The sequence below is a fragment of the Mycobacterium sp. E1747 genome (assembly GCF_001667775.1).
Taxonomy (GTDB): domain Bacteria; phylum Actinomycetota; class Actinomycetes; order Mycobacteriales; family Mycobacteriaceae; genus Mycobacterium.
The window spans coordinates 14,402-38,461 of record NZ_LZJI01000246.1 but is presented as its reverse complement, the minus strand read 5'-3'; the positions used below and the strand labels follow the sequence as shown (position 1 = coordinate 38,461).

Genomic DNA, 24,060 nt, shown 5'->3' with positions numbered 1-24,060 from the left:
GGTCAGGCGGCCGGGCGGAGACGGGAGGTGCAGGCGTCGGTATCGACTGCCGAGCGATGGCGTCGGCCGGGGCGGGCCACCGCGGCGGGTCCCCGGGTCCGCGCCGGCCGGGGGAGGCTGCCGGCTTCCGGGCCTAGCGCGCCTGGCCCTGGGAGGCCAGGAAACCTGCGACGCCGCGGACCATTGCGTCGGCGTATTTCTGCCTGCCTTCGGCCGACTCCATCAGCGCCGAGTCCGCGGGGTTCTTCATGTTGCCGCACTCGACCAGGATCGATGGGTACTGCGCCAGGTTCAGCCCGGCCAGATCCGAGCGCCCGTACAGCCCGCTCTGGCCGATGTAGTTGGCGGGCGGGATGCCGGAGCCCTGCATCTGGTCGCGCATGATCCGGGCGTACTGCACCGACGGCCCGGCCTGCACCTGGTTCAGCGGCGGGGCCGAGTAGTTGACGTGGAATCCGCGGCCCGACGCGGGCCCGCCGTCGGCGTGGATGCTCAGGACCGCGTTGGGGTGCAGCGCGTTGGCCATGTTGGCGCGCTCGTCGACGCATGGTCCCAGCCCGGTGTCATTGCCACGCGCCATCGCGGTCCTAACGCCGAGGGCGTTCAGCTCCGCACGGACCCGCAGCGCCGTGTCCCAGGTGAAGGTGTGTTCCGGGTAGCCGCTGTTGGTCGACGTCCCGCTCGCTTGGCAGTCCTTGGTGCCGCCGCGGCCGGTGGGCACCTGACGCCCGATGGACGCGTCGTTGGAACCGTTGTGGCCGGGGTCGATGAAAACCACCATGCCGGCGATGTTGGACGGGACCGCCCCTGCGGTCGGGATGATCGCCGCCGAAGCGGCAACCAACACACCTATGACCATCCTGATGCCGACACGCCTGCTCACTCGTAGGTCCACGGCGCAAAGGTAGCCTCGCGCGGTCTACGCTGGGTGTTTCGAATCGCCGGACACACGCAGGCGAAACCAACTCGAGACCAAGATGCGAGGGGACTGTCATGCAACCCGGAGGCGACATGTCGGCGCTGCTGGCCCAGGCGCAGCAGATGCAGCAGAAGTTGATGGAGGCCCAGCAGCAGCTCGCCAACGCCGAGGTACGCGGACAGGCCGGCGGCGGCTTGGTCAAGGTGACGGTCAAGGGCAGCGGCGAGGTGGTCGGGGTGCAGATCGACCCCCAGGTGGTCGACCCCGGTGACGTCGAGACGCTGCAGGACTTGATCGTCGGGGCCATGGCCGACGCTTCCACGCAGGTCACCCGGATGGCGCAGGAGCGGCTCGGCGCGCTGGCCGGCGGTTTCGGCGGCCCGCCGCCAGGACAGCCACCGGCGCCGAAGCTGTAGATCCTCCAACATGTTTGAAGGACCGGTCCAGGATTTGATCGACGAGCTCGGCAAGCTGCCGGGTATCGGACCCAAGAGCGCCCAGCGCATCGCCTTCCATCTGTTGTCGGTCGAACCGCCGGACATCGACCGGTTGACCGCGGCGCTGGGCAAGGTCCGCGACGGCGTGCGGTTCTGCGCGGTGTGCGGCAACGTCTCCGACAACGAGCGGTGCCGCATCTGTTCGGATCCCCGTCGGGACGGCTCGCTGGTGTGCGTCGTCGAAGAGCCCAAGGATGTGCAGGCCGTCGAGCGCACCCGCGAGTTCCGCGGCCGCTACCACGTGCTGGGCGGAGCGCTGGATCCGTTGTCCGGGGTGGGGCCCGAGCAGTTGCGGATCCGCGAGCTGCTGAGCCGGATCGGGGAGCGGGTCGACGACGTCGACATCAGCGAGGTGATCATCGCCACCGACCCGAACACCGAAGGTGAGGCCACCGCCACGTACCTGGTGCGGATGCTGCGCGACATCCCGGGGCTGACAGTGACGCGGATCGCGTCCGGGCTGCCGATGGGCGGGGACCTGGAGTTCGCCGACGAACTGACGCTCGGCCGCGCGCTCGCCGGCCGCCGGGCGATGGTCTGAGTCGCTCAGGTCTTCATCAATCGGAACGGCCGGGTGACCGTCGAGCCTGGACCGCCACAGCCGTCGGACGTGGTCGTCCGGCCCTCACCGGCAAGCGACACGGCGTCGAAGTTGTAGTCGACGGTTGCCGGGACCGATGACCCGTTCGCGCACGGTGCCTGCGTTGCGCCGCTGTGGGTCCAGCGTCCGTTCGCGAGGTCGAACTCCCAGCTGATGACGAACGTCCCGCCGTCCTGGGAGGTCGCCAGCGTGCAGTCCGACCCGCAGGGGGCGAAAAGCCATGTGGTCGTCTTGTCGCTGTCGGTATAGAGCACCGTGTAACGACCGCTCGGCACCTCAGGGGTGGCGTGCGCCGGCGCCGGCGTGATCAATGCGGCCGCGACCAGCACGGCGCCGACGCCCGCGAATCTGTCTCTCGCGATGTCCACGTTCACGTCAGCGCACCCCCATCCGCTCCCGGCGCAGCAACTCCACCTCGGGCAACTCCAACGGTGCCAGCTCACCGACCACCTTGCTCAACAACAGATCGGCCAGCTCGGGGTTGCGGGCCAGGCAGGGGCCGTGCATGTAGGTGGCCACGACGCTACCTTGCACCGCGCCGTCGAAGCCGCCACCCGCCCGGTTGCCCGCGCCCTTGACCACCGCACCCAGCGGCGACGCGGCGGGGCCCAGAACGGTGCCGCCCCGGTGGTTCTCGAAACCGGTGAGCCGTTGGGTCAGGCCCGGCAGCAACGGCTTGGTGATCAGTTCGCCAATGCTGCGGACATTCTGCGGCGAGGTCGTCGCATCGAGCAGGCCCACGCCGTCGACGCGTTCACCCGCCGACGTCTCGTACCATCGCCCGAGCACCTGAACAGCGGCGCAGATCGCCAGCACGGGTGCCCCGCGCTCGGCGGCGCGCTGCAGCCCGGGGTGCCTGATCAAATGCTTGGTGGCCAATCGCTGCGCGTAGTCTTCCGCCCCGCCCAGGGTGTAGAGGTCCAGTGAGTCCGGCACCGGCTCGGCCAGCGTGATCTCGACGATCTCCGCGGCGATGCCCCGCAACCGCAACCGCTGGCGCAGCACCAGTGCGTTGCCGCCGTCGCCGTAGGTGCCCATCACGTCGGGCAACACCAGCCCGATCCGCACCGTCGAATCAGCCATGGCGCGCCAACGCCCGTTGCAGCTGAAGAAAGGCGGTGTAGTTGGCGACGACCTCGACCCGCCCCGGGGGGCAGGACGCGATCGCGGCCACGGTGTCGTGCACCAAGGTGTGGTCGACGCCCGCGTAGCCGAGCCGCACCGCCAGGTCAGTGCCCCGCTCCCCGGCGGCCACCACGGACGTGTGCTCGAAGTGCTCGAAGCGCACGTCCCACAGCCAGGACAGGTCCTCCCCGTCGGGCACCTGCCCGTTGACCGAGATGACCACCCCGGCCGCGTGCTTGTCCACCATCGACAGGGCCTCCTGCCAGCCGGCCGGATTCTTGGCCAGCAGGATTCGCGCCTCGTGGTCGCCGACGCGGACGGTCCGGTAGCGCCCGGCGACCTCGTCGACGCTCGACGCGGCGGCCACCGCCTTCGCGGGGTCGGCGCCCAGTGCGACGGCGGCGGCGACGGCCTGGGCGGCGTTGCCGCGGTTGACCGCGCCCGGCAGCGCCAGCCGCATCGGCACGCCCAGCCCGTCGGGCCCGTACAGGGTGTGGTCGTCGAACCACCACTGCGGGCTGGGCCGCTTGAAGTCGGCGCCGGTGGAATACCAATGCCCCTTGTCCCGGACGATCACCTCGCCGCTGCGCGGGCAGCTGACCGAGTCGTTCGCCCACGAGCCGCCAGCGGCCACCCACACCACGTTCGGGCTGTCGTAGGCCGCCGACGTCATCAGCACGTCGTCGCAGTTGGCGACGACGACGGCGGTGGGGTGCCGGGCCAACCCGGCCCGCAGGGTGCGTTCGATGACGTTGATCTCGCCGACCCGGTCCAGCTGGTCGCGCGAAAGGTTGAGCAAGACGATGACGGCGGGTTCGACGGCATCGGATACGTGCGGCACGTGCATCTCGTCGACTTCCAGGGCCGCCAGCGGCGCCTCTCGGTTCGCCGCGAGCGCAGCCACCAGCCCGGCGTCCATGTTGGCGCCTTCGGCGTTGGTGGCCACCGGACCAAGCGTGCCCAGCGCGGCGGCGGTCATCCGGGTGGTGGTCGACTTCCCGTTGGTTCCGGTGACGACGACCGTGCGCCGCCCGGCCGCCAGCTGACGCAGGACCGAGCGGTCGAGGGTCATCGCGATCAGGCCACCGATCATCGCGCCGGCGCCGCGTCCGGTCACCCGCGATGCCCAGCGCGCGGTCGCTCCCGCGGCGAGGGCAAGGCGTGCACGGGTGGTAACCACCCGGGCAGTTTAAGGGCGATCGCAAGCTCGGCGCAGGGCGCCGGGCGCGGCGGGTCGCCCTGGTTGTATGAGGCGATCGCAAGCTCGGCGCAGGGCGCCGGGCGCGGCGGGTCGCCCTGGTTGTATGAGGCGATCGCGAGCGCGGCGCAGGGTGCCGGGCGTGGCGGGTCGCCCTGGTTGAATTCAGCGACCGACACGGCAGCGCAGCGACCCGGCAATGTCGGTCCGACGTGCCATCCTGTCGACATGAACCGGGTGTCCTGGGGGCGGCCGGCCAGCGAGCCGGACGGGGGTTGGGCCGTCATCGACGTCGAGACGTCGGGTTTTCGGCCTGGTCAGGCGCGGGTTATCAGCCTGGCGGTGCTGGGCCTCGACGCCGACGGTCGCGTGGAGCATTCCGTCGTCAGCCTGCTCAACCCCGGCGTGGACCCGGGCCCAACCCACGTGCACGGCCTGACAGCGGCCATGCTGGAAGACCAGCCGCAATTCGCCGACGTCGTCGACGATGTGGTCAAGGTGCTGGACGGCCGCACGCTGGTGGCCCACAACGTCGCGTTCGACTACGCGTTCTTGGCCGCGGAAGCCGAGCTCGCCGAGGCCGAACTGCCGATCGACTCCGTCATGTGCACCGTCGAGCTGGCTCGGCGGTTGAACCTCGGCATCGACAACCTGCGGTTGGAGACCCTCGCGGCCCACTGGGGCGTGACGCAGGAACGGCCGCACGACGCCTTCGACGACGCGCTGGTCCTGACCGGTGTGCTGGCTTCGGCGCTCAAGCGGGCCCGCGAGCGCGACATCTGGCTGCCGGTGCATCCGGTGACCCGACGGCGATGGCCGAACGGCCGGGTCACTCACGACGAGCTGCGCCCGTTGAAGGTGCTGGCTTCGCGGATGCCCTGCCCCTATCTCAATCCCGGGCTCTACGTGTCCGGGCGACCGCTGGTGCAGGGCATGCGAGTGGCCCTGGCGGCCGAGGTCGGCCGCACCCACGAAGAACTGGTCGAACGCATCCTGCATGCCGGGCTGGCCTACAGCGACGGCGTCGACGGGGAGACCTCGCTGGTGGTCTGCAACGACCCGGCCCCGGATCAGGGCAAGGGCTACCTGGCCAAGCAGCTCGGCGTGCCGGTGGTCTCCGACGCGCAGTTCATGGACTCCATCCGGGCGGTCGTCGGTGGCACCAGCATGGAGGAGTTCACCGACACGACCACGGTCGACCAGCAGCTCGCCCTGTTCTGAGCGATGATGTACCACTACAGACGTAGTGGTAAGGTCGCGGCATGGGTAGCACTACTGGCGTAGTACACACCGGGTCGTGGCGGGGGTCCTATCGCCGCCACGGCTATTTCTTCCGCCCGGCGGCCACGCTGACCATCTCGCTCGGGTTCGCGCTGCATCTATACCGCGTGATCTCCGGCGATGCCCTCACCCTGCAGCACGCCGCGACGTTGACCAACGACCGACTCCTACTCGTTCCGATGACCTACGCCGGGATCACCGGGATCCTGGTGTGGCGGCGCGTCCGGTTTTCCAGCAACCGGCATCGGGCGCTGTTCACCGCGTCGGTGGTCTATATCGCCGGTAGCGTGCCGCTCCACATCTACCTCGACTATGTGATCAAGGACCTCACATTCGTGACCTGGTTTCCGATGTGGTTCAGCTACCTACTCTTGGTCGTCGTGTATCCGGCGTTCCTGACGATGTTCTGGCGACTGCGCTTCCAGGACTGATGCCGCCCAACCCCGAGCGCCGCGCGCAGCTGCTCGACGCCGCGATCGACATCCTCGCCGACGTGGGTGTCGGGGGCCTGACGCATCGCCAGGTCGACGACCGGGCGGGCCTGCCCGCGGGCACGACCTCGAACTACTTCCGGACCCGCCAGGCCCTGCTCGAAGCCACGGCGGCCCGCACCGTCGACCTGCACTGGCGGCGCGTCGAGGCGTTGCGAAGCGCGCTCGGATCACTCGATCGCGACGGCGTCAAAGCCTTGATGACGCAACTGCTTTCAATGCCTGACGAGCAGTTCCGCCGGTACACCCTGGCGCGGTTCGAGCTGTTCATGGAGGGTACCCGGCGGCCCGAGTTGCAGCCGTTCCTCAAGGACCTGCAAGCCGCCGCGGTGAACTCCGCGACGCTGATCCTCGAGGCCGCGGGCTTCACTCCGACGCCAGAGCAGATGGACGAGCTGAGCCGACTGCTCAACGGCTATGCGTTCAGCAGTCTTACGCTTCCCGGCGCCGACGACCCTGCCGAGTTGGTGGACCGGCTGCTGCGCGCGTACTTCCCGGCATAGCCCCCGTGAGTGCCCGCCCAATCGCGGGTCAATTCCAGCGACTTCTCAGCTGGAATCCGGGAACTCCCCAGGCGTTGCCCCGAGGCTAATGATTGCCATCAGTAGGCCAGCGCGGGGTGCGAGCGCCCCCTCCTGCGCGTGGCGTTCCGGGGAAAGATCGCAAAGCGATGACCGCACGGCGGCGTCGTTCAAGCCAGCAGTGAGGACAAAGCATCCAGTGAGTGGACCGTTGGCCGATTTCGCCGTCGACCGGCGGGTGTTGCTGATCACCGGCATCGCGCTGTTCGTCGGCGCACTATCGGCGGGGGTGGCGTGGTGTCTGCTCCAGCTGATCGGACTTGTTACCAATCTTGTCTTCTATCAACGAGTCTCCGATGCCCTCGTGTCGCCCGCCGCTAATCAGCATCCGTGGTGGCTGATCCTGGGCGCCCCCGTCGCGGGTGGCGTGGTGATCGGCCTGATGGCTCGCTACGGGTCTGATCAGGTTCGCGGCCACGGCATGCCCGAGACGATCGAGGTGATCCTCACGGGTAGCAGCCGTGTCGAGCCCAAAGTGGCCGTCCTGAAACCAATCTCGGCGGCAATCAGTATCGGCACAGGCGGGCCGTTCGGCGCCGAGGGTCCGATCGTCATGACGGGTGGCGCGACGGGTTCGGTTGTCGCCCAGTTCTTGCATCTGACCGCTGACGAGCGAAAGATTCTGCTCGCCTCCGGTGCCGCCGGTGGCATCGCAGCCACGTTCAACGCTCCACTGGCGTCTGTCTTGTTGGCGGTCGAGCTGCTGCTCTTCGAGTTCCGGCCGCGCAGCCTGGTACCCGTCGCCGGCTCGGTCGCCGTCGCCACCGTGGTGCGACTGCTGATCCTGGGGAGCGCACCGATATTCCCTGTGACCACTTGGTCAGCCGAAATTCGTTGGCCCATTGATGCTTTGGCGGTCGTTGTCGGGCTCGCCGGCGCCGCGGTGGCTATCGGTGCGACGCACTTGGTCTACTGGGCCGAGAGGGCCTTTCCGCGGCTACCTATCCATTGGATGTGGTGGCCGGCGCTCGGTGGTCTGATCATCGGCATCGGCGGGTTGATCGAACCGCGCGCGCTCGGGGTCGGTTACAACGTGATCGGTGCGCTTCTCTCCGGGCACGCCGGACTGTCGCTGATCATCGGCATCCTCGTGGTGAAGACCGCAATTTGGGCACTATCTCTCGGCTCGGGGACTTCGGGCGGTGTATTCGCCCCCGTGTTCATGATCGGCAGTGCACTCGGAGCCTTCGTCGGGCACTGGTTGCCGCCCGTGTTTCCGGGTTTTTGGGCGATGTTGGGCCTGGCCGCCGTCGTGTGCGGCATCATGCGGGCGCCGCTGATGGCCATCATGTTCACCCTGGAGCTCACCCGCGCGTGGCCCGCGATGCTTCCGGTGATCATCGCTGCCGTCACCGCGTACGTGATCTCCGTTCTCTTGCTGGCGCGTTCGGTGCTCACTGAAAAGATCGCCCGCAGCGGCATGCACCTGACCCGCGACTACACCACCGACCCGCTGGAGGCATTTCTGGTCGGCGAGGTGGTGCGTTCCGGGCCGCCGGCTGCACCGGCGGGCGGCACGATAAGCGCCCACGCCACATTGCGGCACGCCGCAAATGTTTTCGCCGAATCGGACGGCAGGCCCCTGCGGGTGTTGTCGCCGGAGGGCACCGACCAGGGCCATCTGCTGATGACCGATTTGCTCACCGCCCGGCTGCACGATCTCAACGAAGACACCGAACGGACCCGGCACCTGATGCCCTATTTCCCGAGGCCGCCGCGAACCGCCGTTCGCCGCTGGGTGTCGGCTCGGCGCAATGGCCGCGCCAGCTGAACGCGAGCTCTAGCGGGACGCGCGGTTGACCGCCGACACGACGGCCCGCAGCGACGCGGTGGTGATCGACGGCGCGATGCCGACGCCCCAGACCGTGCGGCCGTTCACGCACGCCTCTACGTAGGCCGCGGCCTGTGCATCGTCGCCGGCGCTCATCGCATGCTCGGAGTAATCGAGGACCGCGACGTCGAATCCGACACCGCCGAGCGCGTGGACGAAGGCCGCGAGCGGACCGTTGCCCGCGCCGCTGATCTCGGTCTCCACCCCGTTGACCTTCACGGTCGCCGCGATTGTGGTGGCGCCGCTGTCTTCTTCCGACGCCTCGACGCGCTGCTTCATCCGCTCCAGCGGCCACACCGGGGCCAGGTACTCCTCGGAGAACACGTCCCACATTTCCTTCGGGGAGACCTCCCCGCCCTCGCCCTCGGTAATCTTCTGGATCGCCTGGGAGAACTCGATCTGCAGCCGCCGGGGCAGGGCCAGGCCGTGGTCGGACTTCATGATGTAAGCCACGCCGCCCTTGCCGGACTGCGAGTTGACCCGGATCACCGCCTCGTAGGTGCGGCCGACGTCCTTGGGGTCGATCGGCAGGTAGGGCACCTGCCACAGCATGTCCTCGACGTCGGTGTCCGCGGCGTCGGCGTCGATCTTCATCTGGTCCAGGCCCTTGTTGATCGCGTCCTGGTGGCTGCCGGAGAACGCGGTGTACACCAGGTCGCCGCCGTAGGGGTGACGCTCGTGGACGGGAAGCTGGTTGCAGTACTCCACCGTGCGGCGGATCTCGTCGATGTTGGAGAAGTCGATCTGGGGGTCGACGCCGCGGGAGAAGAGGTTGAGCCCCAGCGTTACCAGGCACACGTTGCCGGTGCGCTCGCCGTTGCCGAACAGACAGCCTTCAATCCGGTCGGCTCCCGCGGCAAAGCCCAATTCCGCTGCGGCGACGGCTGTTCCGCGGTCGTTGTGCGGGTGCAGGCTCAGGATGACGGATTCCCGGTTGGCCAGGTTGCGGCTCATCCACTCGATCGAGTCGGCGTAGACGTTAGGGGTGGCCATCTCGACCGTGGCGGGCAGGTTGAAGATGATGGGGTTTTCCGGTGTCGGCGCAATGATCTCGCCGACGGCATCGCACACCTGTCTGGCGTATTCAAGCTCGGTGCCGGTGTAGGACTCCGGCGAATATTCGAAACGCCATTGTGTGCCAGGGTATTTGGCGGCCTCCTCGACGCACTTGCGGGCGCCGTCGGTCGCGATGGCCTGCACCGCGGCCCGATCGGCACGAAAAACCACGCGGCGCTGCAGGATTGACGTCGAGTTGTAGAAGTGCACGATGACCCGCGACGCGCCCTCGCACGCCAGGAACGTGCGCTCGATGAGCTCGGGACGGCACTGCGTCAGCACCTGGATCGTGACGTCGTCCGGGATGGCGCCGTCGGTGATGATTTCGCGGACGAAGTCGAAGTCGGTTTGGCTGGCCGACGGGAAGCCGACCTCGATCTCCTTGTAACCCATGCGAACCAGCAGGTCGAACATGCGACGTTTGCGGGTCGGGCTCATCGGGTCGATCAGCGCCTGGTTGCCGTCGCGCAGGTCCACCGCGCACCACAGCGGGGCGCGGTCGATGACGCGGTCGGGCCAGCTGCGGTCGGGGAGCCGGATCGGCTCGACTTCCTCGGCGAAGGACCGGTACCGATTGACCGGCATCGCCGAACCACGCTGGGGATTCCACGCGGGCTGATCGGCGCCCGGCGGGCCCGCGGGTTTGACGATCGATCGGGCTGACGTATAGGCGTCGGGATTGGAAGTCACGATAGTTGCTCCGGGGGTGTCAGAAGGAACCTCAGACCGGCGCATCGCGAACACCCGCGACGGGAAGCCGGTCTGGATCAGACCCCGTCGCGGCGTCCGAGGAGGAGCACCCGCTGCACGCCCTGAACTCTACCGCGATTGGCGCCCGGGAGGAAAATCGCCGAAAATCATGACAAAACCGCAGGCTGCGGCGGTCAGCATCGGGGCGTAAACCATTACGCGCAGCCACGTATTCTGTTGTGGACTTAAACGGGGCCTATGGGCGGGAAGATTGCGGGAAACATAACGTGGCGCTGGTCGTGCAGAAGTACGGCGGATCATCGGTGGCCGACGCCGATCGGATCCGCCGCGTCGCCGAACGCATCGTCGCGACCAAGAAGCAGGGGAACGACGTCGTCGTGGTGGTCTCCGCGATGGGCGACACCACCGACGACCTCATGGACCTGGCCCAGCAGGTGTGCCCGGCCCCGCCGCCGCGGGAACTCGACATGCTGCTGACCGCCGGCGAACGCATCTCCAACGCCCTGGTGGCCATGGCGATCGAATCGCTGGGCGCAGAGGCGCGCTCGTTCACCGGCTCGCAGGCCGGCGTCATCACCACCGGCACCCACGGCAACGCGAAGATCATCGAGGTCACCCCCGGACGGCTGCAGGCCGCGCTCGAGGAGGGCCGCATCGTGCTGGTCGCGGGCTTCCAGGGCGTCAGCCAGGACACCCGGGACGTCACCACCCTGGGCCGCGGCGGCTCGGACACCACTGCGGTGGCCCTGGCGGCAGCCTTGCACGCCGACGTCTGCGAGATCTACACCGACGTCGACGGCATCTTCACCGCGGACCCGCGGATCGTGCACAACGCGCGCCGGTTGGACAAGGTGACCTTCGAGGAGATGCTCGAGATGGCGGCCTGCGGCGCGAAGGTGCTGATGCTGCGCTGCGTGGAATACGCCCGCCGCTACAACATTCCGGTGCACGTCCGCTCGTCGTACTCGGACAAGCCCGGCACCGTCGTCGTCGGATCGATCAAGGACATAGCCATGGAAGACCCCATCCTGACCGGAGTCGCGCACGACCGAAGCGAGGCCAAGGTGACCGTCGTCGGCATCCCCGACATCCCCGGCTACGCGGCGCGGGTGTTCCGGGCCGTCGCCGAGGCCGACGTGAACATCGACATGGTGTTGCAGAACGTCTCGAAGGTGGAGGACGGCAAGACCGACATCACCTTCACCTGCTCGCGGGACAGCGGGCCCACGGCGGTGGCCAAGCTGGACGCGCTCAAGGACGAGATCGGGTTCACCCAACTGCTCTACGACGACCACATCGGCAAGGTGTCGCTGATCGGCGCGGGCATGCGCAGCCACCCCGGCGTCACCGCGACCTTCTGTGAGGCCCTGGCCGCCGTCGGCGTGAACATCGAACTGATCTCCACTTCGGAGATCCGCATCTCGGTCCTGTGCCGCGACACCGAACTAGACAAGGCCGTCGTTGCGTTGCATGAGGCCTTCGGGCTTGGCGGGGACGAGAAGGCGACGGTGTATGCGGGGACGGGTAGGTAGATGGTTGCCATAGGGGTCGTGGGCGCCACCGGCCAGGTGGGCCAGGTGATGCGCAGGTTGCTCGAGGAGCGGGACTTTCCCGCGGCATCGGTGCGGTTTTTCGCGTCGTCGCGGTCGCAGGGCCGCAAACTGCCCTTCCGCGGGCAGGAGGTCGAGGTCGAGGACGCCGCGTCCGCGGACCCGGCCGGCCTAGACATCGCGTTGTTCTCCGCCGGCAAAACCATGTCGTTGGTGCAGGCGCCACGCTTCGCCGCGGCCGGGGTGACGGTCATCGACAACTCGTCGGCCTGGCGCAAGGATCCCGACGTGCCGCTGGTGGTGTCGGAGGTGAATTTCGACAGGGACGCTCACCGCCGACCGAAGGGCATCATCGCCAATCCGAACTGCACCACGATGGCCGCGATGCCGGTGCTCAAGGTGCTGCACGACGAGTCCGAGCTGGTGCGCCTGGTGGTTTCGAGCTACCAGGCGGTGTCCGGCAGCGGCCTGGCCGGGGTGGAGGAACTGGCCACGCAGGCCCGCGCGGTCATCGGCGGCGCCGAGCAGTTGGTGCACGACGGCTCCGCGCTCGAATTCCCCGCACCCAAGACCTACGTCGCGCCGATCGCGTTCAACGTCGTGCCGCTGGCCGGCTCGCTGGTCGACGACGGCTCCGGCGAGACCGACGAGGACCAGAAGTTGCGGCACGAGAGCCGAAAGATCCTCGGCATCCCGGAGCTGGCGGTGAGCGGAACCTGCGTGCGTGTGCCCGTCTTCACCGGGCACTCGCTGTCCATCAACGCCGAATTCGCCCGGCCGCTGTCACCCAAGCGGGCCCGGCAGCTGCTCGACGGTGCGCCCGGGGTCAAGGTGGTCGATGTGCCGACCCCGTTGGCCGCCGCGGGCGTCGACGAGTCGTTGGTCGGCCGGATCCGGCACGACCCAGGAGTGCCCGACGGGCGCGGGCTGGCCCTGTTCGTCTCGGGCGACAACCTCCGCAAGGGGGCGGCGCTGAACACCATCCAGATCGCCGAGCTGCTGGCCGCCCAGCTATGACAAGCGGGTGAGCACCGCCCACACTCGACTGATCGCGCGGTGCTCGCTTGCATTGACTCTGATTGCGCCGCAATGGTTTTGGCTCGCCCACGCGGACCCTCCCGCGCCGGAACCCGAGCCCATCGTGGGGCCGCTGGCGCCCGGTCAGGTGTTGCGGATCGGCCCCACCGCCGGCACCGGCACGCCCACCGGTGACTACGGCATCGGCGCGACCGACCTCTGTGAGTTCGTTGAGTTCCCCGCCGAACTGTTGCAGGTCTGCGGCGACAGCTTCGCCGGCCAGGGCGTCGGGTTCGGTGGCTGGTACGCACCAGTGGCGCTTCATGTGGACACCGCGTCCGTCGACGACCCGGCCGGCGTGCGCTACACCGGCGTCACCGGCATCAGCAAACCGCTGCTGGCCGATCCGACCCCGCCGGGCGCCTCGCAGCTGCCCGCGGGGGTGGTGCAGATCAACCGGCGCAACTACGTGATGGTGACGACGACGAAGAACCTGGAACCGCAAAGCTCCCGGCTCGTGACGGCCGAACCCGCGCGGGCCGGGTGGCAGACCATTCCCGGGTCGCGTCGGCCCGCCTCCTACCAGGGCGGCTCACAGACGCAAATCAGCGGCTACTACGACCCCATCCCCACCCCGGATTCGCCGACCGGCTGGGTGTACATCGTGGCCGACAGCTTCACCCGCAGGGATCCCGTCGTGCTGTATCGGGCCACCCCGCAAACGTTCACCGACCGGTCCCGTTGGCAAGGCTGGGCGGCCGGGCCGGGCGGTGGCTGGGGCAAGCCGCCCACCCCGCTGTGGCCGGAGGCGGTGGGTGAGGTGTGCGTGCGGCAGATCGACGGCAAGGCCGTGCTGTCGTATTTCAACGCCGTCACGGGCAACATGGAGGTCCGCGTCGCCGACGATCCGACGTCACTCGGCGACGCGCCGGTCACCACGGTGGTCCAGCACGACGAATGGCCGGATCCGGCGGAAAGCCTGCCGCCGCCGTATGACAACCGGCTCGCGCAACCGTACGGCGGGTACATCTCGCCCGGTTCCACGCTCGACGAGCTGCGAATCTTCGTGAGCCAGTGGGACACCCGCGCGCGGGTGTCCGCGCCCTACCGCGTGATCCAGTTCGCGGTCAACCCGCTCAAACCGGAGTAAGGACAAGTCCGGTCGCCTGCTAGACCAATGTGCGGCCGGCTTGGTTCGTCGTTCACACTGCTGCCATGGAATTCCTAAGTGCCGACCCGGTCCTGGCGGTGCACGATCTGGACGCGGCCGCTGAGTGGTTTCGGTCGGTGCTCGGCTGCGACATCACCGAACCGGATCCCGGAAATTGGACGTTCTGCGCCGCGGGGCCCGTGACCTTCCGGCTTGGCCGATGTCCTGACGCCCTACCTGCGGCCCAGTTGGGCGACCACAGTTACCTTGCGTACCTGACGGTCGACTGTGTCGACACCTTCTACCGGCGCGCCGTCTCTGAGCAGGCCGAGGTCATCAAAGTACCCACCACCGAGCCGTGGGGCAGGCGCGAGATGGGGCTGCGATCTCCCGAAGGCCACCGGTTCATGCTGTCCGAACGGGTCGAACCCGCTTCGGGCCGGTGAGGGCGCAAGCGGCGAATCACTCACAGCTGCTACATAAGTGACACATAGCCGCAACTACTGTTAACGGCTTCATCATTTGCATCATGAGTGAAACATCTGAAACCCCCACCACGCGGTCCTCGACCGCAACTGCCCCGGCAGCCGCCGCGGCGGCACCGGCCCCCTACCGGGCGGCACGCGTCTTCCACCTCGCCGCGTGGGTCGCCATCGTCGCCGGGATCGTGTTCATCGTCGCGGTCATCTTCTTCACCGGCTTCATCCTCGGCCACCGCGGCGGCCACCACGGTCATCACCACCACAAGCACCACGCGGCGTGGATGCACCCGCACCGCATGGGCGGCCCGGGTGGCCCGGGTGCGCAGCAGGGTGGGCCGGCCGGCATCCAGCAGGGCGGGCCCGGCGCGGCCACCCCGGGTGCACCCGGCCCGAGCCAGATCCCGACGTCGGTCGCCCCGTCCCGGACGCCGTAGTCCAAGCTCTCACTGAAACAACCAGCAGCCCGGTGCTCGCGAGAGTGCCGGGCTGCGCGTCGTTTTGTCACCCGCAGGTCGATTCACAGCAATTTTCTGCGGCGAACCTGTTAGGCCCGCACGGGCCCTGGGCACTATTCAAAGCATGACCGAGACACCCGGACCGACGCCGCCGCCGACCCCCGCCGCCACGACCTCACCCGCGCCGCCACCCGCCGAACGGGTGAAGCCGCCGGCGCTGTACACGGCCGCGGCGTGGGTGATCATCGTCGCCGGCATTGTCTTCATCATCTCGACGGTCTTCTTCGTCGGCGCGTTCGTGTACGGCCATTACCACCACTGTCACGATCACCACGGCCCAATGTTCAGACCAGGCGGCGGTCCCGGTGGCCCCGGACCGGGCAACGGACCGTGGGGCCCGGGCCCAAGCGGCCAGTGGGGCTATGGCGGCCCCGGCCTGATCGTGCCCATGCCCCCCGGCGGTCCCGGCGGCCCCGCCGGACCGGCCGGCGGGCCGGGCCTCAGCGGCCCGGGCCAGCCACCGGCGAGCGCCGTCAGCCCAACGCCCGCCGCGCCGGCACCGCGTCCGTGACCACCGATGCGTTTCTTGACCTTGTCCAGAAAGGGGAATAGTCATTGGTACGCATGACTATTCGTCGCGGATACCTGAGGGCAGCCCACCAAACGAGGAGATAGCGCCATGACGGAGCGTTTCACCACCACCGACGCCGGCATCGCTGCGCCCAGCGACGACCAATCGTTGACGATCGGCCCCGACGGTCCGATCCTGCTGCAGGACCACTATCTGATCGAACAGATGGCCCAATTCAACCGGGAACGCATCCCGGAACGTCAGCCGCACGCGAAGGGCGGCGGCGCTTTCGGAACCTTCGAGGTCACCAACGACGTCAGTAAATACACCAGGGCAGCGGTCTTTCAGCCCGGCACCAAGACGGACATGCTGGCCCGGTTCTCCACCGTCGCCGGTGAGCGGGGCAGCCCGGACACCTGGCGCGACCCACGTGGCTTCGCGCTCAAGTTCTATACCAGCGAAGGCAATTTCGACCTGGTCGGCAACAACACCCCTGTCTTCTTCATGCGCGACCCGCTGAAGTTCCAGCACTTCATCCGGTCCCAGAAACGGCTGCAGGCAAGCAATGTGCGCGACCACAACATGCAGTGGGACTTCTGGACGCTCTCACCGGAGTCCGCGCATCAGGTGACCTGGCTGATGGGTGATCGCGGCATCCCCAAGACCTGGCGGCACATGAACGGCTACAGCAGCCACACGTACAGCTGGATCAACGCCGGCGGTGAAATCTTTTGGGTCAAATACCATTTCATCACCGATCAGGGCATCGACTTCCTCACCCAGGAGGATGCGGACCGGCTGGCCGGCGAGGACGGTGACTACCACCAGCGCGACCTTTACGAGGCGATCGAGGGCGGGGATCACCCCAGCTGGACGCTGAAGATGCAGATCATGCCGTACGAGGAGGCCCGTAACTATCGGTTCAACCCGTTCGACCTGACCAAGGTGTGGCCGCACGGCGACTACCCGCTGATCGATGTCGGCAAGATGACGCTGAACCGCAACGTCACCGATTACCACACCGAGATCGAGCAGGCGGCCTTCGAGCCGAACAACATCGTGCCCGGCACCGGGCTGAGCCCCGACAAGATGCTGCAGGCCCGCGGGTTCTCCTACTCCGACGCGCACCGCGCCCGGTTGGGGACCAACTATCGGCAGATTCCCGTGAACACGCCGAAGGTCGAGGTGAACAGCTATTCGAAGGACGGGGCGATGCGGGTCAAGAACGTTTCCGATCCCGTCTATGCGCCCAACTCCTACGGCGGCCCGCACGCCGACCCGGCGCGCGCCGCCGAGGTGCGCTGGCACGCCGACGGCGACATGGTCCGCGCCGCGTACACCCTGCACGCCGAGGACGACGACTGGGGACAGGCCGGCACCATGGTGCGCGACGTCCTCGACGACGCTGCCCGGGATAGGTTGGCGCACAACATCATTGGACACGTCTCCAAGGGTGTCAAAGAGCCGGTGCTGTCCCGGGTGTTCGAGTACTGGCGCAACGTCGACCCCGACCTCGCCAAGGTGGTCGAAGAGGGCGTGCGGGGCAACGGGGGCTGACCAACGCGCCGGCGTCCTGGCATGATCGCTGGAATGACCATGCGGGTTCGCGGCGCCGCAATCACCATCGGCCTGGCCATCCAGTGCGGGGTCGCGCTACCCGTCGCGACCGCCCACCCCTCGGAACCGGGGGTGGTGAACTACGCCGTCCTGGGCAAAGGCTCGGTCGGCAACGTCGTCGGCGGGCCCATGGCCTGGGAGTCGGTGTTCACCCGACCGGTCCAGGGCGACTGGGTCGACGTCCCCGTCTGCAACAACTGGGCCGACATCGGGCTGCCCGAGGTGTACGAGGACCCCGACCTGGCATCGTTCAACGGTGCCGTCACGCAGACGTCGGCCAACGACCAGACCCACTTCGTCAAGCAGGCGGTCGGGGTGTTCGCCACCGACGAGGCCGCCGACCGAGCTTTCCACCGCGTGGTGGACCGGACGGTGGGCTGCTCGGGCCAGACCACCGCGATACATCTGGACAACGGGGCGACGCAGGTGTGGTCGTTCGACGGTGGGCCGCCCGGTCCGGCCGACGCGAACTGGACCAAGCAGGAAGCCGGCACCGATCGGCGGTGCTTCAATCAAACCAGGCTGCGCGAAAACGTGTTGCTGCAGGCCAAGGTCTGCCAATCTGGCAACGCCGGGCCGGCGGTCAACGTGCTGGCTGGGGCGATGCAGAATGCGCTGGGTCAGTGAGCGGGGCTTCGGGGCCGTGGCGGCAGGCGTGAAAGTCGGCGCGATCGGGAATATGTCGGGGCCATCTGCTAGATGAAGGAATGGCGGTCACCGTCCCCTCGGGTTGGGTGGGGAGACAGGCCCGCAGACGCGTGTTCAGGCTTGCTCAGGCCCGAAGGGATAGTGATATGACGTTCGCCGCTATCACTACCGCCGGCTCCGAGATGGCCGATTCCCAGGCCGCCGCGCGCTACATCGCCGACGGCTGTCTGGTGGACGCCCCGTTGGGTCGCGTGGGTCTTGAGTTGGAGGGCCACTGCCACGACCCGGCCGACCCGCACCGCAGGCCTGGCTGGGCCGAGATCGGGGAGGTGGTGGGGGGCTTGTCCGAGCTGCCGGGTGGCAGCCGGATCACGGTGGAGCCCGGCGGTGCCGTGGAGCTGTCCGGTCCGCCGGCCGATGGGGTGGTCAGCGCCATCGACGGGATGCGGCGCGATCAGGCCGTGCTGCGGTCGGCGTTCGCCGACGCCGGGCTGGGTCTGGTTTTCCTCGGGGCGGACCCGCTGCGGCCGCCCAAGCGCATCAACCCTGGCGCGCGCTACCGCGCGATGGAGCAGTTCTTCGCGTCCAGCCGCTCGGGCGACGCGGGCTCGGCGATGATGACGTCCACCGCGTCCATCCAGGTAAACCTCGACGCCGGGCCGAGGGCCGGCTGGGCGGCGCGGGTGCGGTTGGCGCACGCGCTGGGCCCCACGATGATCGCGATCGCCGCGAACTCCCCGATGCTGCGCGGCGAGTTCACCGGGTGGGCTTCCACCCGGCAGTGGGTGTGGGGGCAGATGGACTCGGCGCGGTGCGGGCCCATCCTCGGCGCCAGCGACGACGAACCAGGCACCGACTGGGCGCGCTACGCGCTTAAGGCCCCGGTGATGTTGGTGCACGCCCCGGATGCCGCCGCGGTCACGCGCTGGGTGCCCTTCGCCGACTGGGTTGACGGCCGGGTGTTGCTCGGCGATCGCCGTCCCACCGTGGCGGACCTGGAATACCACTTGACCACCCTGTTTCCGCCGGTGCGCCCGAGGCAGTGGCTGGAAATCCGCTATCTCGACAGCGTGTCGGACGAGTTCTGGCCGGCCGTGGTGTTCACCCTGACGGCCCTGCTCGACGATCCCGCCGCGGCCGAGACGGCGGCCGAGGCGGTCGAACCGGTGGCCACCGCCTGGGACACCGCGGCCCGGGTGGGCCTGCGGGACCGGCGACTTTACGCCGCGGCCAACAAGTGCGTGGCCGTCGCCGCCGAGCTGGCGCCGCCCGAACTCGGGGATTCGATGCAACGGCTGGTCGACGCCGTCGAGCGGTGCCGATGTCCCGGCGACGACTTCTCCGATCAGGTGATCCAGCACGGCATCGCGCCCACCGTGGCGCGCCTGGCGCAAGGGGAGCTGTGACTTCAGCGGATGATTCCGACCCGCTGCGCCCGGTTGCGCCGCGGTTGCGATCGTCATGCCGGGCAAGCCTCGCCGACGACCTCGCGCGTGCGCGGACGCGAACCCTGCGGCTGGTCGAGTTCGACGACGCCGAACTGTACCGGCAGTACGACCCGCTGATGAGCCCGCTGGTGTGGGACCTCGCGCACATCGGTCAGCAGGAGGAATTCTGGCTGCTGCGCGGCGGTGACCCCAGCCAGCCCGGCATGTTGCCGCCCGCCGTCGAGGGCCTCTACGACGCCTTCGTGCACTCCCGCGCGAGCCGGGTCGAGCTGCCGCTGCTGTCGCCGGACCGAGCACGGGCCTATTGCCGCACGGTGCGCGAGGCCGCCCTCGACGCCCTCGACGCCCTGCCCGAGGATGCCGACAGCTTCCCGTTCGCACTGGTGATCAGCCACGAGAACCAGCACGACGAAACCATGCTGCAGGCACTGAACCTGCGCGGCGGCCCCCCGTTGCTGCGCGACCCCGCGCCCTTGCCGGCGGGCCGGCCCGGCGTGGCCGGCACCTCGGTGTTAGTCCCCGCCGGTCCGTTCGTGCTGGGCGTCGACGCCGTTAGCGAACCGTACTCCTTGGACAACGAGCGTCCCGCCCACGTAGTCGACGTGCCCGCGTTCCGGATCGGCCGGGTGCCCGTCACCAATGGCGAGTGGCAGCACTTCGTCGAAGATGGGGGATACCGGCAGCCGCGCTGGTGGTCGGAGCGCGGCTGGAAGCATCGCCAGCGCGCCGGCCTGACCGCGCCGCAGTTCTGGAACCCCGACATCCGGACGCGCACCCGATTCGGCAACGTCGAGGACATCCCGGCCGAAGAACCGGTGCAGCACGTCACCTACTTCGAGGCCGAGGCGTTCGCCGCCTGGGCCGGCGCGCGGCTGCCCACCGAGATCGAATGGGAGAAGGCCTGCGCGTGGGATCCGACCACCGACAGCCGTCGCCGCTATCCGTGGGGCTCGCGGCCGCCGTCCGACGCCCTGGCCAACCTCGGTGGCGCGGCGCTGCGCCCGGCACCCGTCGGTGCCTACCCCGCCGGCGCCTCGGCGTACGGGGCCGAGCAGATGCTCGGCGACGTGTGGGAGTGGACGTCCTCCCCGCTGCGGCCCTGGCCGGGCTTTGTCCCGATGATCTACGAGCGCTACTCCCAGCCGTTCTTCTTTGGTGACTACCGGGTACTGCGCGGCGGCTCGTGGGCGGTGGAGCCCAGCATCCTGCGGCCGAGCTTCCGCAACTGGGACCACCCGATCCGGCGTCAGATCTTCTCCGGCGTCCGGTTGGCTTGGGACGTCGAGGATTCCGCCTGATGTGCCGCCACCTCGGTTGGCTCGGGTCCCAGGTCAGCCTCTCCTCGCTGGTGCTGGACCCGCCATATGGACTGCGAGTGCAGTCGTATGCCCCGCGCCTGCAGAAGCACGGCCTGCTCAACGCCGACGGTTGGGGTGTCGGGTTTTTCGATCGCTCCGCGGAGGGCCTTGCGCCGCGCCGCTGGCGCAGCCCGGCGCCGCTGTGGGGTGACGCGTCGTTCGACTCGGTCGCACCAGCGCTGCGCAGCCACTGCGTGGTGGCCGCGGTGCGTTCGGCGACGGTCGGGATGCCGATCGACATCAGCGCGACGGCGCCGTTCACCGACGGCCAGTGGTTGTTGTCGCACAACGGGGTCGTCGACCGCGCCGTGTTGCCGGTGACCTCGCGGGCCGAATCCGTCTGCGACAGTGCACTACTCGCGGCGGCCATCTTCGACCGCGGCCTCGACGCGCTCGGCCAGACCATCGCCGGGATCGCGGCGGCCGACCCGAGCGCCCGGCTGAACATCCTGGCCGCCAACGGTTCTCGCCTGCTGGCGACGACTTGGGGAGACACGCTGTCGATCCTGCGCCGCGCCGACGGCGTCGTGGTGGCCAGCGAGCCCTACGACGACGACCCCGGTTGGGAGGAAGTGCCGGACCGCCACCTCGTCGAGGTCACCGCGACGGGTGTCGCGCTGACCCCGCTGGATCACTCGGAAGGTTATCGATGACGCTGACGCTGTCCAACCACCTGGCCGCTGACTCCGCGTACCGGGCGTTGCGCCGTGACGTGTTCGAAGGCCTGCAACAGACGCCGAAGTCGTTGCCGCCCAAATGGTTCTACGATTCGCTGGGCAGCCACCTGTTCGATCAGATCACCCGGCTGCCCGAGTACTATCCGACCCGCGCCGAGGCCGAGATCCTGCGCGCACGGTCGGCCGACGTCGCGGCGGCCAGCGAGGCCGACACGCTGGTGGAGCTGGGCAGCGGGACGTCGGAGAAGACCCGGCTGCTGCTCGACGCGCTGCGCGAGCGCGGATCGCTGCGCAGGTTCGTCCCGTTCGACGTCGACGCCGGCATCCTCTCGACGGCCGCGGCGGCCATCCAACGGGAATATGCCGGAGTCGAGATCAACGCCGTCTGCGGTGATTTCGAGGAGCACCTGAGCGAGATCCCGACCGGCGGGCGGCGCCTGTTCGTGTTCCTTGGTTCCACGATCGGCAACTTGACACCCGGACCGCGCGCGGAGTTCCTCTCCGGCCTGTCCGCCCAGATGCGCCCCGGCGACAGCCTGCTGCTGGGCACGGACCTGATCAAGGACACCGACCGGCTGGTGCGCGCCTACGACGATTCGGCCGGAGTGACCGCGGCGTTCAATCGCAATGTGCTGGCGGTGATCAACCGGCAACTCGACGCCGACTTCGACGTCGAGGCCTACCAGCACGTGGCGCGCTGGAACGCCCAGGAGGAACGCATCGAAATGTGGTTGCGCGCCAGCCATGCCCAACGGGTCCGCGTCGACGCGCTCGACCTGACCGTCGATTTCGCCGCCGGCGAGGAGATGCTCACCGAGGTGTCGTGCAAGTTCCACCCGGACGGGGTGAGCGCCGAATTGACCGGCGTGGGATTACGGCCCACTCGGTGGTGGACGGACGCCGCGGGTGACTTCGGGTTGTCGTTGGCCGTCAAGTGACGCCCGCGGGTTCGCTGGCTGACCGATGGCGGGCGGCCCGCCTGCCGGTGGCCGGGCTGCACCTGGACAGCGCGGCCTGCTCGCGCCAAAGCCTTGCCGTGATCGACGCCGCCGCCCAGCACGCGCGCAACGAGTCCGAAGTCGGCGGCTACGTCGCGGCCGAGGCCGCCGCGCCCGCGCTCGACGCCGGTCGGGTGGCGTTCGCCGCGCTGTCCGGCATGCCCGACGCCGAGGTGGTGTTCACCACCGGTTCGTGCAACGCCCTGGATCTGCTGCTCGGCGCCTGGCCGGCGGACCGCCGCCGGGTGGCGTGCCTGCCCGGCGAGTACGGTCCCAACCTGGCACTGCTGGCCGCCCACGGATTCGCCCGCCGGCTGCTGCCGACGCTCGAGGATGGCCGGGTCGCGCTCGACGACGCGGCGCTGGCGCTGGAAGCCGACCCGCCCGATCTGGTCCACCTCACCGCGGTCGGCAGCCACAGCGGTGTGGTGCAACCGCTGCCGATGGTGGCGCAATTGTGCCGCGAGTTGGGGCTGCCGCTCGTCGTCGACGCCGCCCAGGCGCTCGGCCAGGTGGACTGCGCGGTCGGCGCCGACGTCACCTACGCGTCGTCGCGCAAGTGGCTCGCCGGGCCGCGCGGTGTCGGGGCCCTCGCGGTGCGCCGCGAGCTGTTGGAGGGCCTGCGGCCGCGGCTGGCGGCGCCGGATTGGCTCGCGGGCTCGTTCTCGGTGGCCCAGCAGCTCGAATTCGGCGAAGCCAATGTCGCTGCGCGCCTTGGGTTTTCGCTGGCACTGGGCGAGCATCTGGCGTACGGGCCGGAGACGGTGCGCGTGCGGCTGGCCGACCTGGGCGGCGACAGCCGCCGGGTACTGGCCGACGTGGCCGGCTGGGCGGTGGTCGAGGAGGTCGACGAGCCCAGCGCCATCACCACGCTGGCCCCCGTCGACGGCGCCGACCCGCAAGCGGTGCGGTCGTGGCTGCAGGCCGAACGGCGGATCCTGACCACCTTCGTCGGCGTGCAGCGGGCACCCCTGCGGCTGAGCGGGCCCGTGCTGCGGATCTCGCCACACGTCGACACCACGGCCGACGATCTGGAGACCTTCGCCGAGGCGCTGATCGCCGCGACCGCGGCGACATCGGCTTGAGCAGGCTGAAGGATCACCCCGCCTTGTGCGCCGTCAGCAGGTAGGCGGGCATCTTGATCCGGCCCTTCTCGTCGCGGTCATGCGGCGGGAATTCGAAGGGCGCGTCGGGAATCTCGACGGCGTTCGACAGGATGTAGGCCGGGCGGATCTCGTCAACCTCCCAATACTTGCTCACTGCGGCGCGAAGTTCGTCCTCGTCGACCTCGTTGGGCTTCGGCTCCATCTCGGCGGGAAAGGCGCCCTTGGCGAACACCAGGACAAACAGGCCGGCCCCCGGCGCGGCCGCGCGGTGGATGGAGCTCAGGTAGCCATCGCGGCCGTCGACGGGCAATGAATGAAACAGCGTGGAATCCACGATCGTCGAGAACCGGCCGTCATAACCGCGCAACGACGTGATGTCCGCCTGCACGAAGCTGGCCGTGGTCAGGCCACGCTCCTGGGCGGCCTTGGTCGCCGCCGCGACGGCGGTCGGCGTGAGGTCGACACCGACCACCGTGTAGCCCTGCGCGGCCAGCGCCAACGACAACTCGGCGACCCCGCAGCCGGCATCCAGCACGTCGCTGCGGAACTTCCCGGCCGCGGCCAGCGCGGCCAGCTCCGGTTGCGGCTCACCGATGTTCCACGGCGGCGGGCCCTGGAAGTGCGCCTGCTCGCGGTACGCGCTGTCCCAATCCATGACCTGATCGTTCGGCATGATTTTCAACGTACTCCGC

At 68.9% G+C, this 24,060-nt stretch carries 25 protein-coding genes; 19 read left to right on the top strand and 6 right to left on the bottom strand.

Annotation, left to right across the window (positions count from 1 at the left end):
- Positions 1-133: 133 nt before the first annotated feature.
- Positions 134-895, bottom strand: coding sequence for an Rv3717 family N-acetylmuramoyl-L-alanine amidase (locus A5695_RS25790; RefSeq protein ID WP_197515623.1), 762 nt, complete (start codon positions 893-895; stop codon positions 134-136).
- Positions 896-993: 98 nt separating this feature from the next.
- Between A5695_RS25790 and A5695_RS25785 the strand changes: the two genes are divergently transcribed.
- Both A5695_RS25785 and recR read left to right on the top strand, forming a co-directional pair.
- A complete protein-coding gene (locus A5695_RS25785; RefSeq protein WP_068089296.1) occupies positions 994-1,335 on the top strand; it encodes a YbaB/EbfC family nucleoid-associated protein in 342 nt (113 codons plus the stop codon).
- 10 nt (positions 1,336-1,345) lie between these two features.
- Positions 1,346-1,957, top strand: coding sequence for a recombination mediator RecR (recR, locus tag A5695_RS25780; RefSeq protein ID WP_067270973.1), 612 nt, complete (start codon positions 1,346-1,348; stop codon positions 1,955-1,957).
- 5 nt (positions 1,958-1,962) lie between these two features.
- Here recR and A5695_RS25775 read toward each other — a convergent pair whose 3' ends face one another.
- From A5695_RS25775 to A5695_RS25765, 3 genes are read right to left on the bottom strand one after another with little or no spacing between them, the layout of a single operon-like run.
- Positions 1,963-2,391, bottom strand: a complete 429-nt coding sequence (locus tag A5695_RS25775; protein ID WP_231974980.1) for a hypothetical protein — start codon at positions 2,389-2,391, stop codon at positions 1,963-1,965.
- 1 nt (position 2,392) lies between these two features.
- Positions 2,393-3,100, bottom strand: a complete 708-nt coding sequence (locus tag A5695_RS25770; RefSeq protein ID WP_068089293.1) for a type 1 glutamine amidotransferase — start codon at positions 3,098-3,100, stop codon at positions 2,393-2,395.
- A complete protein-coding gene (locus A5695_RS25765; protein ID WP_068089290.1) occupies positions 3,093-4,322 on the bottom strand; it encodes a Mur ligase family protein in 1,230 nt (409 codons plus the stop codon). The genes A5695_RS25770 and A5695_RS25765 overlap by 8 nt, the downstream gene beginning before the upstream one ends.
- Positions 4,323-4,568: 246 nt before the next feature.
- Between A5695_RS25765 and A5695_RS25760 the strand changes: the two genes are divergently transcribed.
- The 4 genes from A5695_RS25760 (at position 4,569) to A5695_RS25745 (ending at position 8,464) form a co-directional block, all read left to right on the top strand.
- Positions 4,569-5,561: a DEDDh family exonuclease gene (locus A5695_RS25760; protein ID WP_068089321.1), complete on the top strand. Its 993-nt coding sequence runs from the start codon at positions 4,569-4,571 to the stop codon at positions 5,559-5,561.
- Between the two features lie 41 nt (positions 5,562-5,602).
- A complete protein-coding gene (locus tag A5695_RS25755; protein ID WP_068089286.1) occupies positions 5,603-6,052 on the top strand; it encodes a hypothetical protein in 450 nt (149 codons plus the stop codon).
- Positions 6,052-6,615 (top strand): TetR/AcrR family transcriptional regulator, encoded by a 564-nt coding sequence (locus A5695_RS25750; protein WP_068089283.1) that lies wholly within the window; start codon positions 6,052-6,054, stop codon positions 6,613-6,615. The genes A5695_RS25755 and A5695_RS25750 overlap by 1 nt, the downstream gene beginning before the upstream one ends.
- Before the next feature lie 217 nt (positions 6,616-6,832).
- Positions 6,833-8,464 (top strand): chloride channel protein, encoded by a 1,632-nt coding sequence (locus A5695_RS25745; protein WP_231974979.1) that lies wholly within the window; start codon positions 6,833-6,835, stop codon positions 8,462-8,464.
- 9 nt (positions 8,465-8,473) lie between these two features.
- On the opposite strand, the gene leuA is transcribed toward A5695_RS25745, so the two are convergent.
- The gene (leuA, locus tag A5695_RS25740) at positions 8,474-10,315 is read right to left on the bottom strand and encodes a 2-isopropylmalate synthase (protein ID WP_197515622.1); all 1,842 of its coding nucleotides are present in this window, start codon (positions 10,313-10,315) and stop codon (positions 8,474-8,476) included.
- A gap of 242 nt (positions 10,316-10,557) precedes the next feature.
- Here leuA and A5695_RS25735 point away from each other — a divergent pair, with 242 nt between their 5' ends.
- The 13 genes from A5695_RS25735 to egtE all read left to right on the top strand — a co-directional run bounded on the left by A5695_RS25735 (position 10,558) and on the right by egtE (position 23,347).
- The gene (locus tag A5695_RS25735; RefSeq protein ID WP_068089277.1) at positions 10,558-11,823 is read left to right on the top strand and encodes an aspartate kinase; all 1,266 of its coding nucleotides are present in this window, start codon (positions 10,558-10,560) and stop codon (positions 11,821-11,823) included.
- Positions 11,824-12,858 (top strand): aspartate-semialdehyde dehydrogenase, encoded by a 1,035-nt coding sequence (locus tag A5695_RS25730; RefSeq protein ID WP_068089274.1) that lies wholly within the window; start codon positions 11,824-11,826, stop codon positions 12,856-12,858. It begins immediately after the preceding gene.
- Positions 12,859-12,865: 7 nt separating this feature from the next.
- A complete protein-coding gene (locus A5695_RS25725) occupies positions 12,866-14,008 on the top strand; it encodes a DUF4185 domain-containing protein (protein WP_068089271.1) in 1,143 nt (380 codons plus the stop codon).
- 65 nt (positions 14,009-14,073) lie between these two features.
- On the top strand, positions 14,074-14,454 hold the full coding sequence (locus A5695_RS25720) for a VOC family protein (RefSeq protein WP_068089269.1): 381 nt from the start codon (positions 14,074-14,076) through the stop codon (positions 14,452-14,454).
- An 83-nt stretch (positions 14,455-14,537) separates the two neighbouring features.
- Positions 14,538-14,924: a hypothetical protein gene (locus A5695_RS25715; RefSeq protein ID WP_068089266.1), complete on the top strand. Its 387-nt coding sequence runs from the start codon at positions 14,538-14,540 to the stop codon at positions 14,922-14,924.
- 145 nt (positions 14,925-15,069) lie between these two features.
- A complete protein-coding gene (locus A5695_RS25710) occupies positions 15,070-15,516 on the top strand; it encodes a hypothetical protein (protein WP_068089263.1) in 447 nt (148 codons plus the stop codon).
- A 108-nt stretch (positions 15,517-15,624) separates the two neighbouring features.
- Positions 15,625-17,073, top strand: a complete 1,449-nt coding sequence (locus A5695_RS25705) for a catalase (RefSeq protein WP_068089260.1) — start codon at positions 15,625-15,627, stop codon at positions 17,071-17,073.
- A 39-nt stretch (positions 17,074-17,112) separates the two neighbouring features.
- Positions 17,113-17,760 carry a sensor domain-containing protein gene (locus A5695_RS25700; RefSeq protein WP_156749857.1) on the top strand — a complete coding sequence of 216 codons (648 nt, stop codon included), beginning with the start codon at positions 17,113-17,115 and terminating at the stop codon, positions 17,758-17,760.
- 167 nt (positions 17,761-17,927) lie between these two features.
- The gene (gene egtA / locus A5695_RS25695; RefSeq protein ID WP_068089255.1) at positions 17,928-19,187 is read left to right on the top strand and encodes an ergothioneine biosynthesis glutamate--cysteine ligase EgtA; all 1,260 of its coding nucleotides are present in this window, start codon (positions 17,928-17,930) and stop codon (positions 19,185-19,187) included.
- Positions 19,188-19,231: 44 nt separating this feature from the next.
- Positions 19,232-20,527 (top strand): ergothioneine biosynthesis protein EgtB, encoded by a 1,296-nt coding sequence (gene egtB, locus A5695_RS25690; protein WP_068089319.1) that lies wholly within the window; start codon positions 19,232-19,234, stop codon positions 20,525-20,527.
- Positions 20,527-21,240, top strand: coding sequence for an ergothioneine biosynthesis protein EgtC (gene egtC / locus A5695_RS25685; RefSeq protein ID WP_068089252.1), 714 nt, complete (start codon positions 20,527-20,529; stop codon positions 21,238-21,240). Before egtB ends, egtC begins: the two co-directional genes overlap by 1 nt.
- The gene (gene egtD / locus A5695_RS25680; protein ID WP_068089249.1) at positions 21,237-22,202 is read left to right on the top strand and encodes an L-histidine N(alpha)-methyltransferase; all 966 of its coding nucleotides are present in this window, start codon (positions 21,237-21,239) and stop codon (positions 22,200-22,202) included. The genes egtC and egtD overlap by 4 nt, the downstream gene beginning before the upstream one ends.
- Positions 22,199-23,347: an ergothioneine biosynthesis PLP-dependent enzyme EgtE gene (egtE, locus tag A5695_RS25675; RefSeq protein WP_068089246.1), complete on the top strand. Its 1,149-nt coding sequence runs from the start codon at positions 22,199-22,201 to the stop codon at positions 23,345-23,347. The genes egtD and egtE overlap by 4 nt, the downstream gene beginning before the upstream one ends.
- Positions 23,348-23,360: 13 nt before the next feature.
- Here the strand turns inward: egtE and A5695_RS25670 are convergent, their stop codons facing one another.
- Complete coding sequence (locus tag A5695_RS25670) at positions 23,361-24,041, bottom strand: class I SAM-dependent methyltransferase (RefSeq protein ID WP_068089243.1); 681 nt, start codon at positions 24,039-24,041, stop codon at positions 23,361-23,363.
- Between the last annotated feature and the right edge of the window lie 19 nt (positions 24,042-24,060).

Bases quoted from the DNA above. Each gene is read 5' to 3' on its own strand.
- A5695_RS25785 (WP_068089296.1), top strand. From the start codon at position 994: ATGCAACCCGGAGGCGACATGTCGGCGCTGCTGGCCCAGGCGCAGCAG.
- recR (WP_067270973.1), top strand. From the start codon at position 1,346: ATGTTTGAAGGACCGGTCCAGGATTTGATCGACGAGCTCGGCAAGCTG.
- A5695_RS25770 (WP_068089293.1), bottom strand. From the start codon at position 3,100: ATGGCTGATTCGACGGTGCGGATCGGGCTGGTGTTGCCCGACGTGATG.
- A5695_RS25760 (WP_068089321.1), top strand. From the start codon at position 4,569: ATGAACCGGGTGTCCTGGGGGCGGCCGGCCAGCGAGCCGGACGGGGGT.
- A5695_RS25755 (WP_068089286.1), top strand. From the start codon at position 5,603: ATGGGTAGCACTACTGGCGTAGTACACACCGGGTCGTGGCGGGGGTCC.
- A5695_RS25750 (WP_068089283.1), top strand. From the start codon at position 6,052: ATGCCGCCCAACCCCGAGCGCCGCGCGCAGCTGCTCGACGCCGCGATC.
- leuA (WP_197515622.1), bottom strand. From the start codon at position 10,315: ATGCGCCGGTCTGAGGTTCCTTCTGACACCCCCGGAGCAACTATCGTG.
- A5695_RS25730 (WP_068089274.1), top strand. From the start codon at position 11,824: ATGGTTGCCATAGGGGTCGTGGGCGCCACCGGCCAGGTGGGCCAGGTG.
- A5695_RS25720 (WP_068089269.1), top strand. From the start codon at position 14,074: ATGGAATTCCTAAGTGCCGACCCGGTCCTGGCGGTGCACGATCTGGAC.
- A5695_RS25715 (WP_068089266.1), top strand. From the start codon at position 14,538: ATGAGTGAAACATCTGAAACCCCCACCACGCGGTCCTCGACCGCAACT.
- A5695_RS25710 (WP_068089263.1), top strand. From the start codon at position 15,070: ATGACCGAGACACCCGGACCGACGCCGCCGCCGACCCCCGCCGCCACG.
- A5695_RS25705 (WP_068089260.1), top strand. From the start codon at position 15,625: ATGACGGAGCGTTTCACCACCACCGACGCCGGCATCGCTGCGCCCAGC.
- A5695_RS25700 (WP_156749857.1), top strand. From the start codon at position 17,113: ATGCGGGTTCGCGGCGCCGCAATCACCATCGGCCTGGCCATCCAGTGC.
- egtA (WP_068089255.1), top strand. From the start codon at position 17,928: ATGACGTTCGCCGCTATCACTACCGCCGGCTCCGAGATGGCCGATTCC.
- egtC (WP_068089252.1), top strand. From the start codon at position 20,527: ATGTGCCGCCACCTCGGTTGGCTCGGGTCCCAGGTCAGCCTCTCCTCG.
- egtD (WP_068089249.1), top strand. From the start codon at position 21,237: ATGACGCTGACGCTGTCCAACCACCTGGCCGCTGACTCCGCGTACCGG.
- A5695_RS25670 (WP_068089243.1), bottom strand. From the start codon at position 24,041: ATGCCGAACGATCAGGTCATGGATTGGGACAGCGCGTACCGCGAGCAG.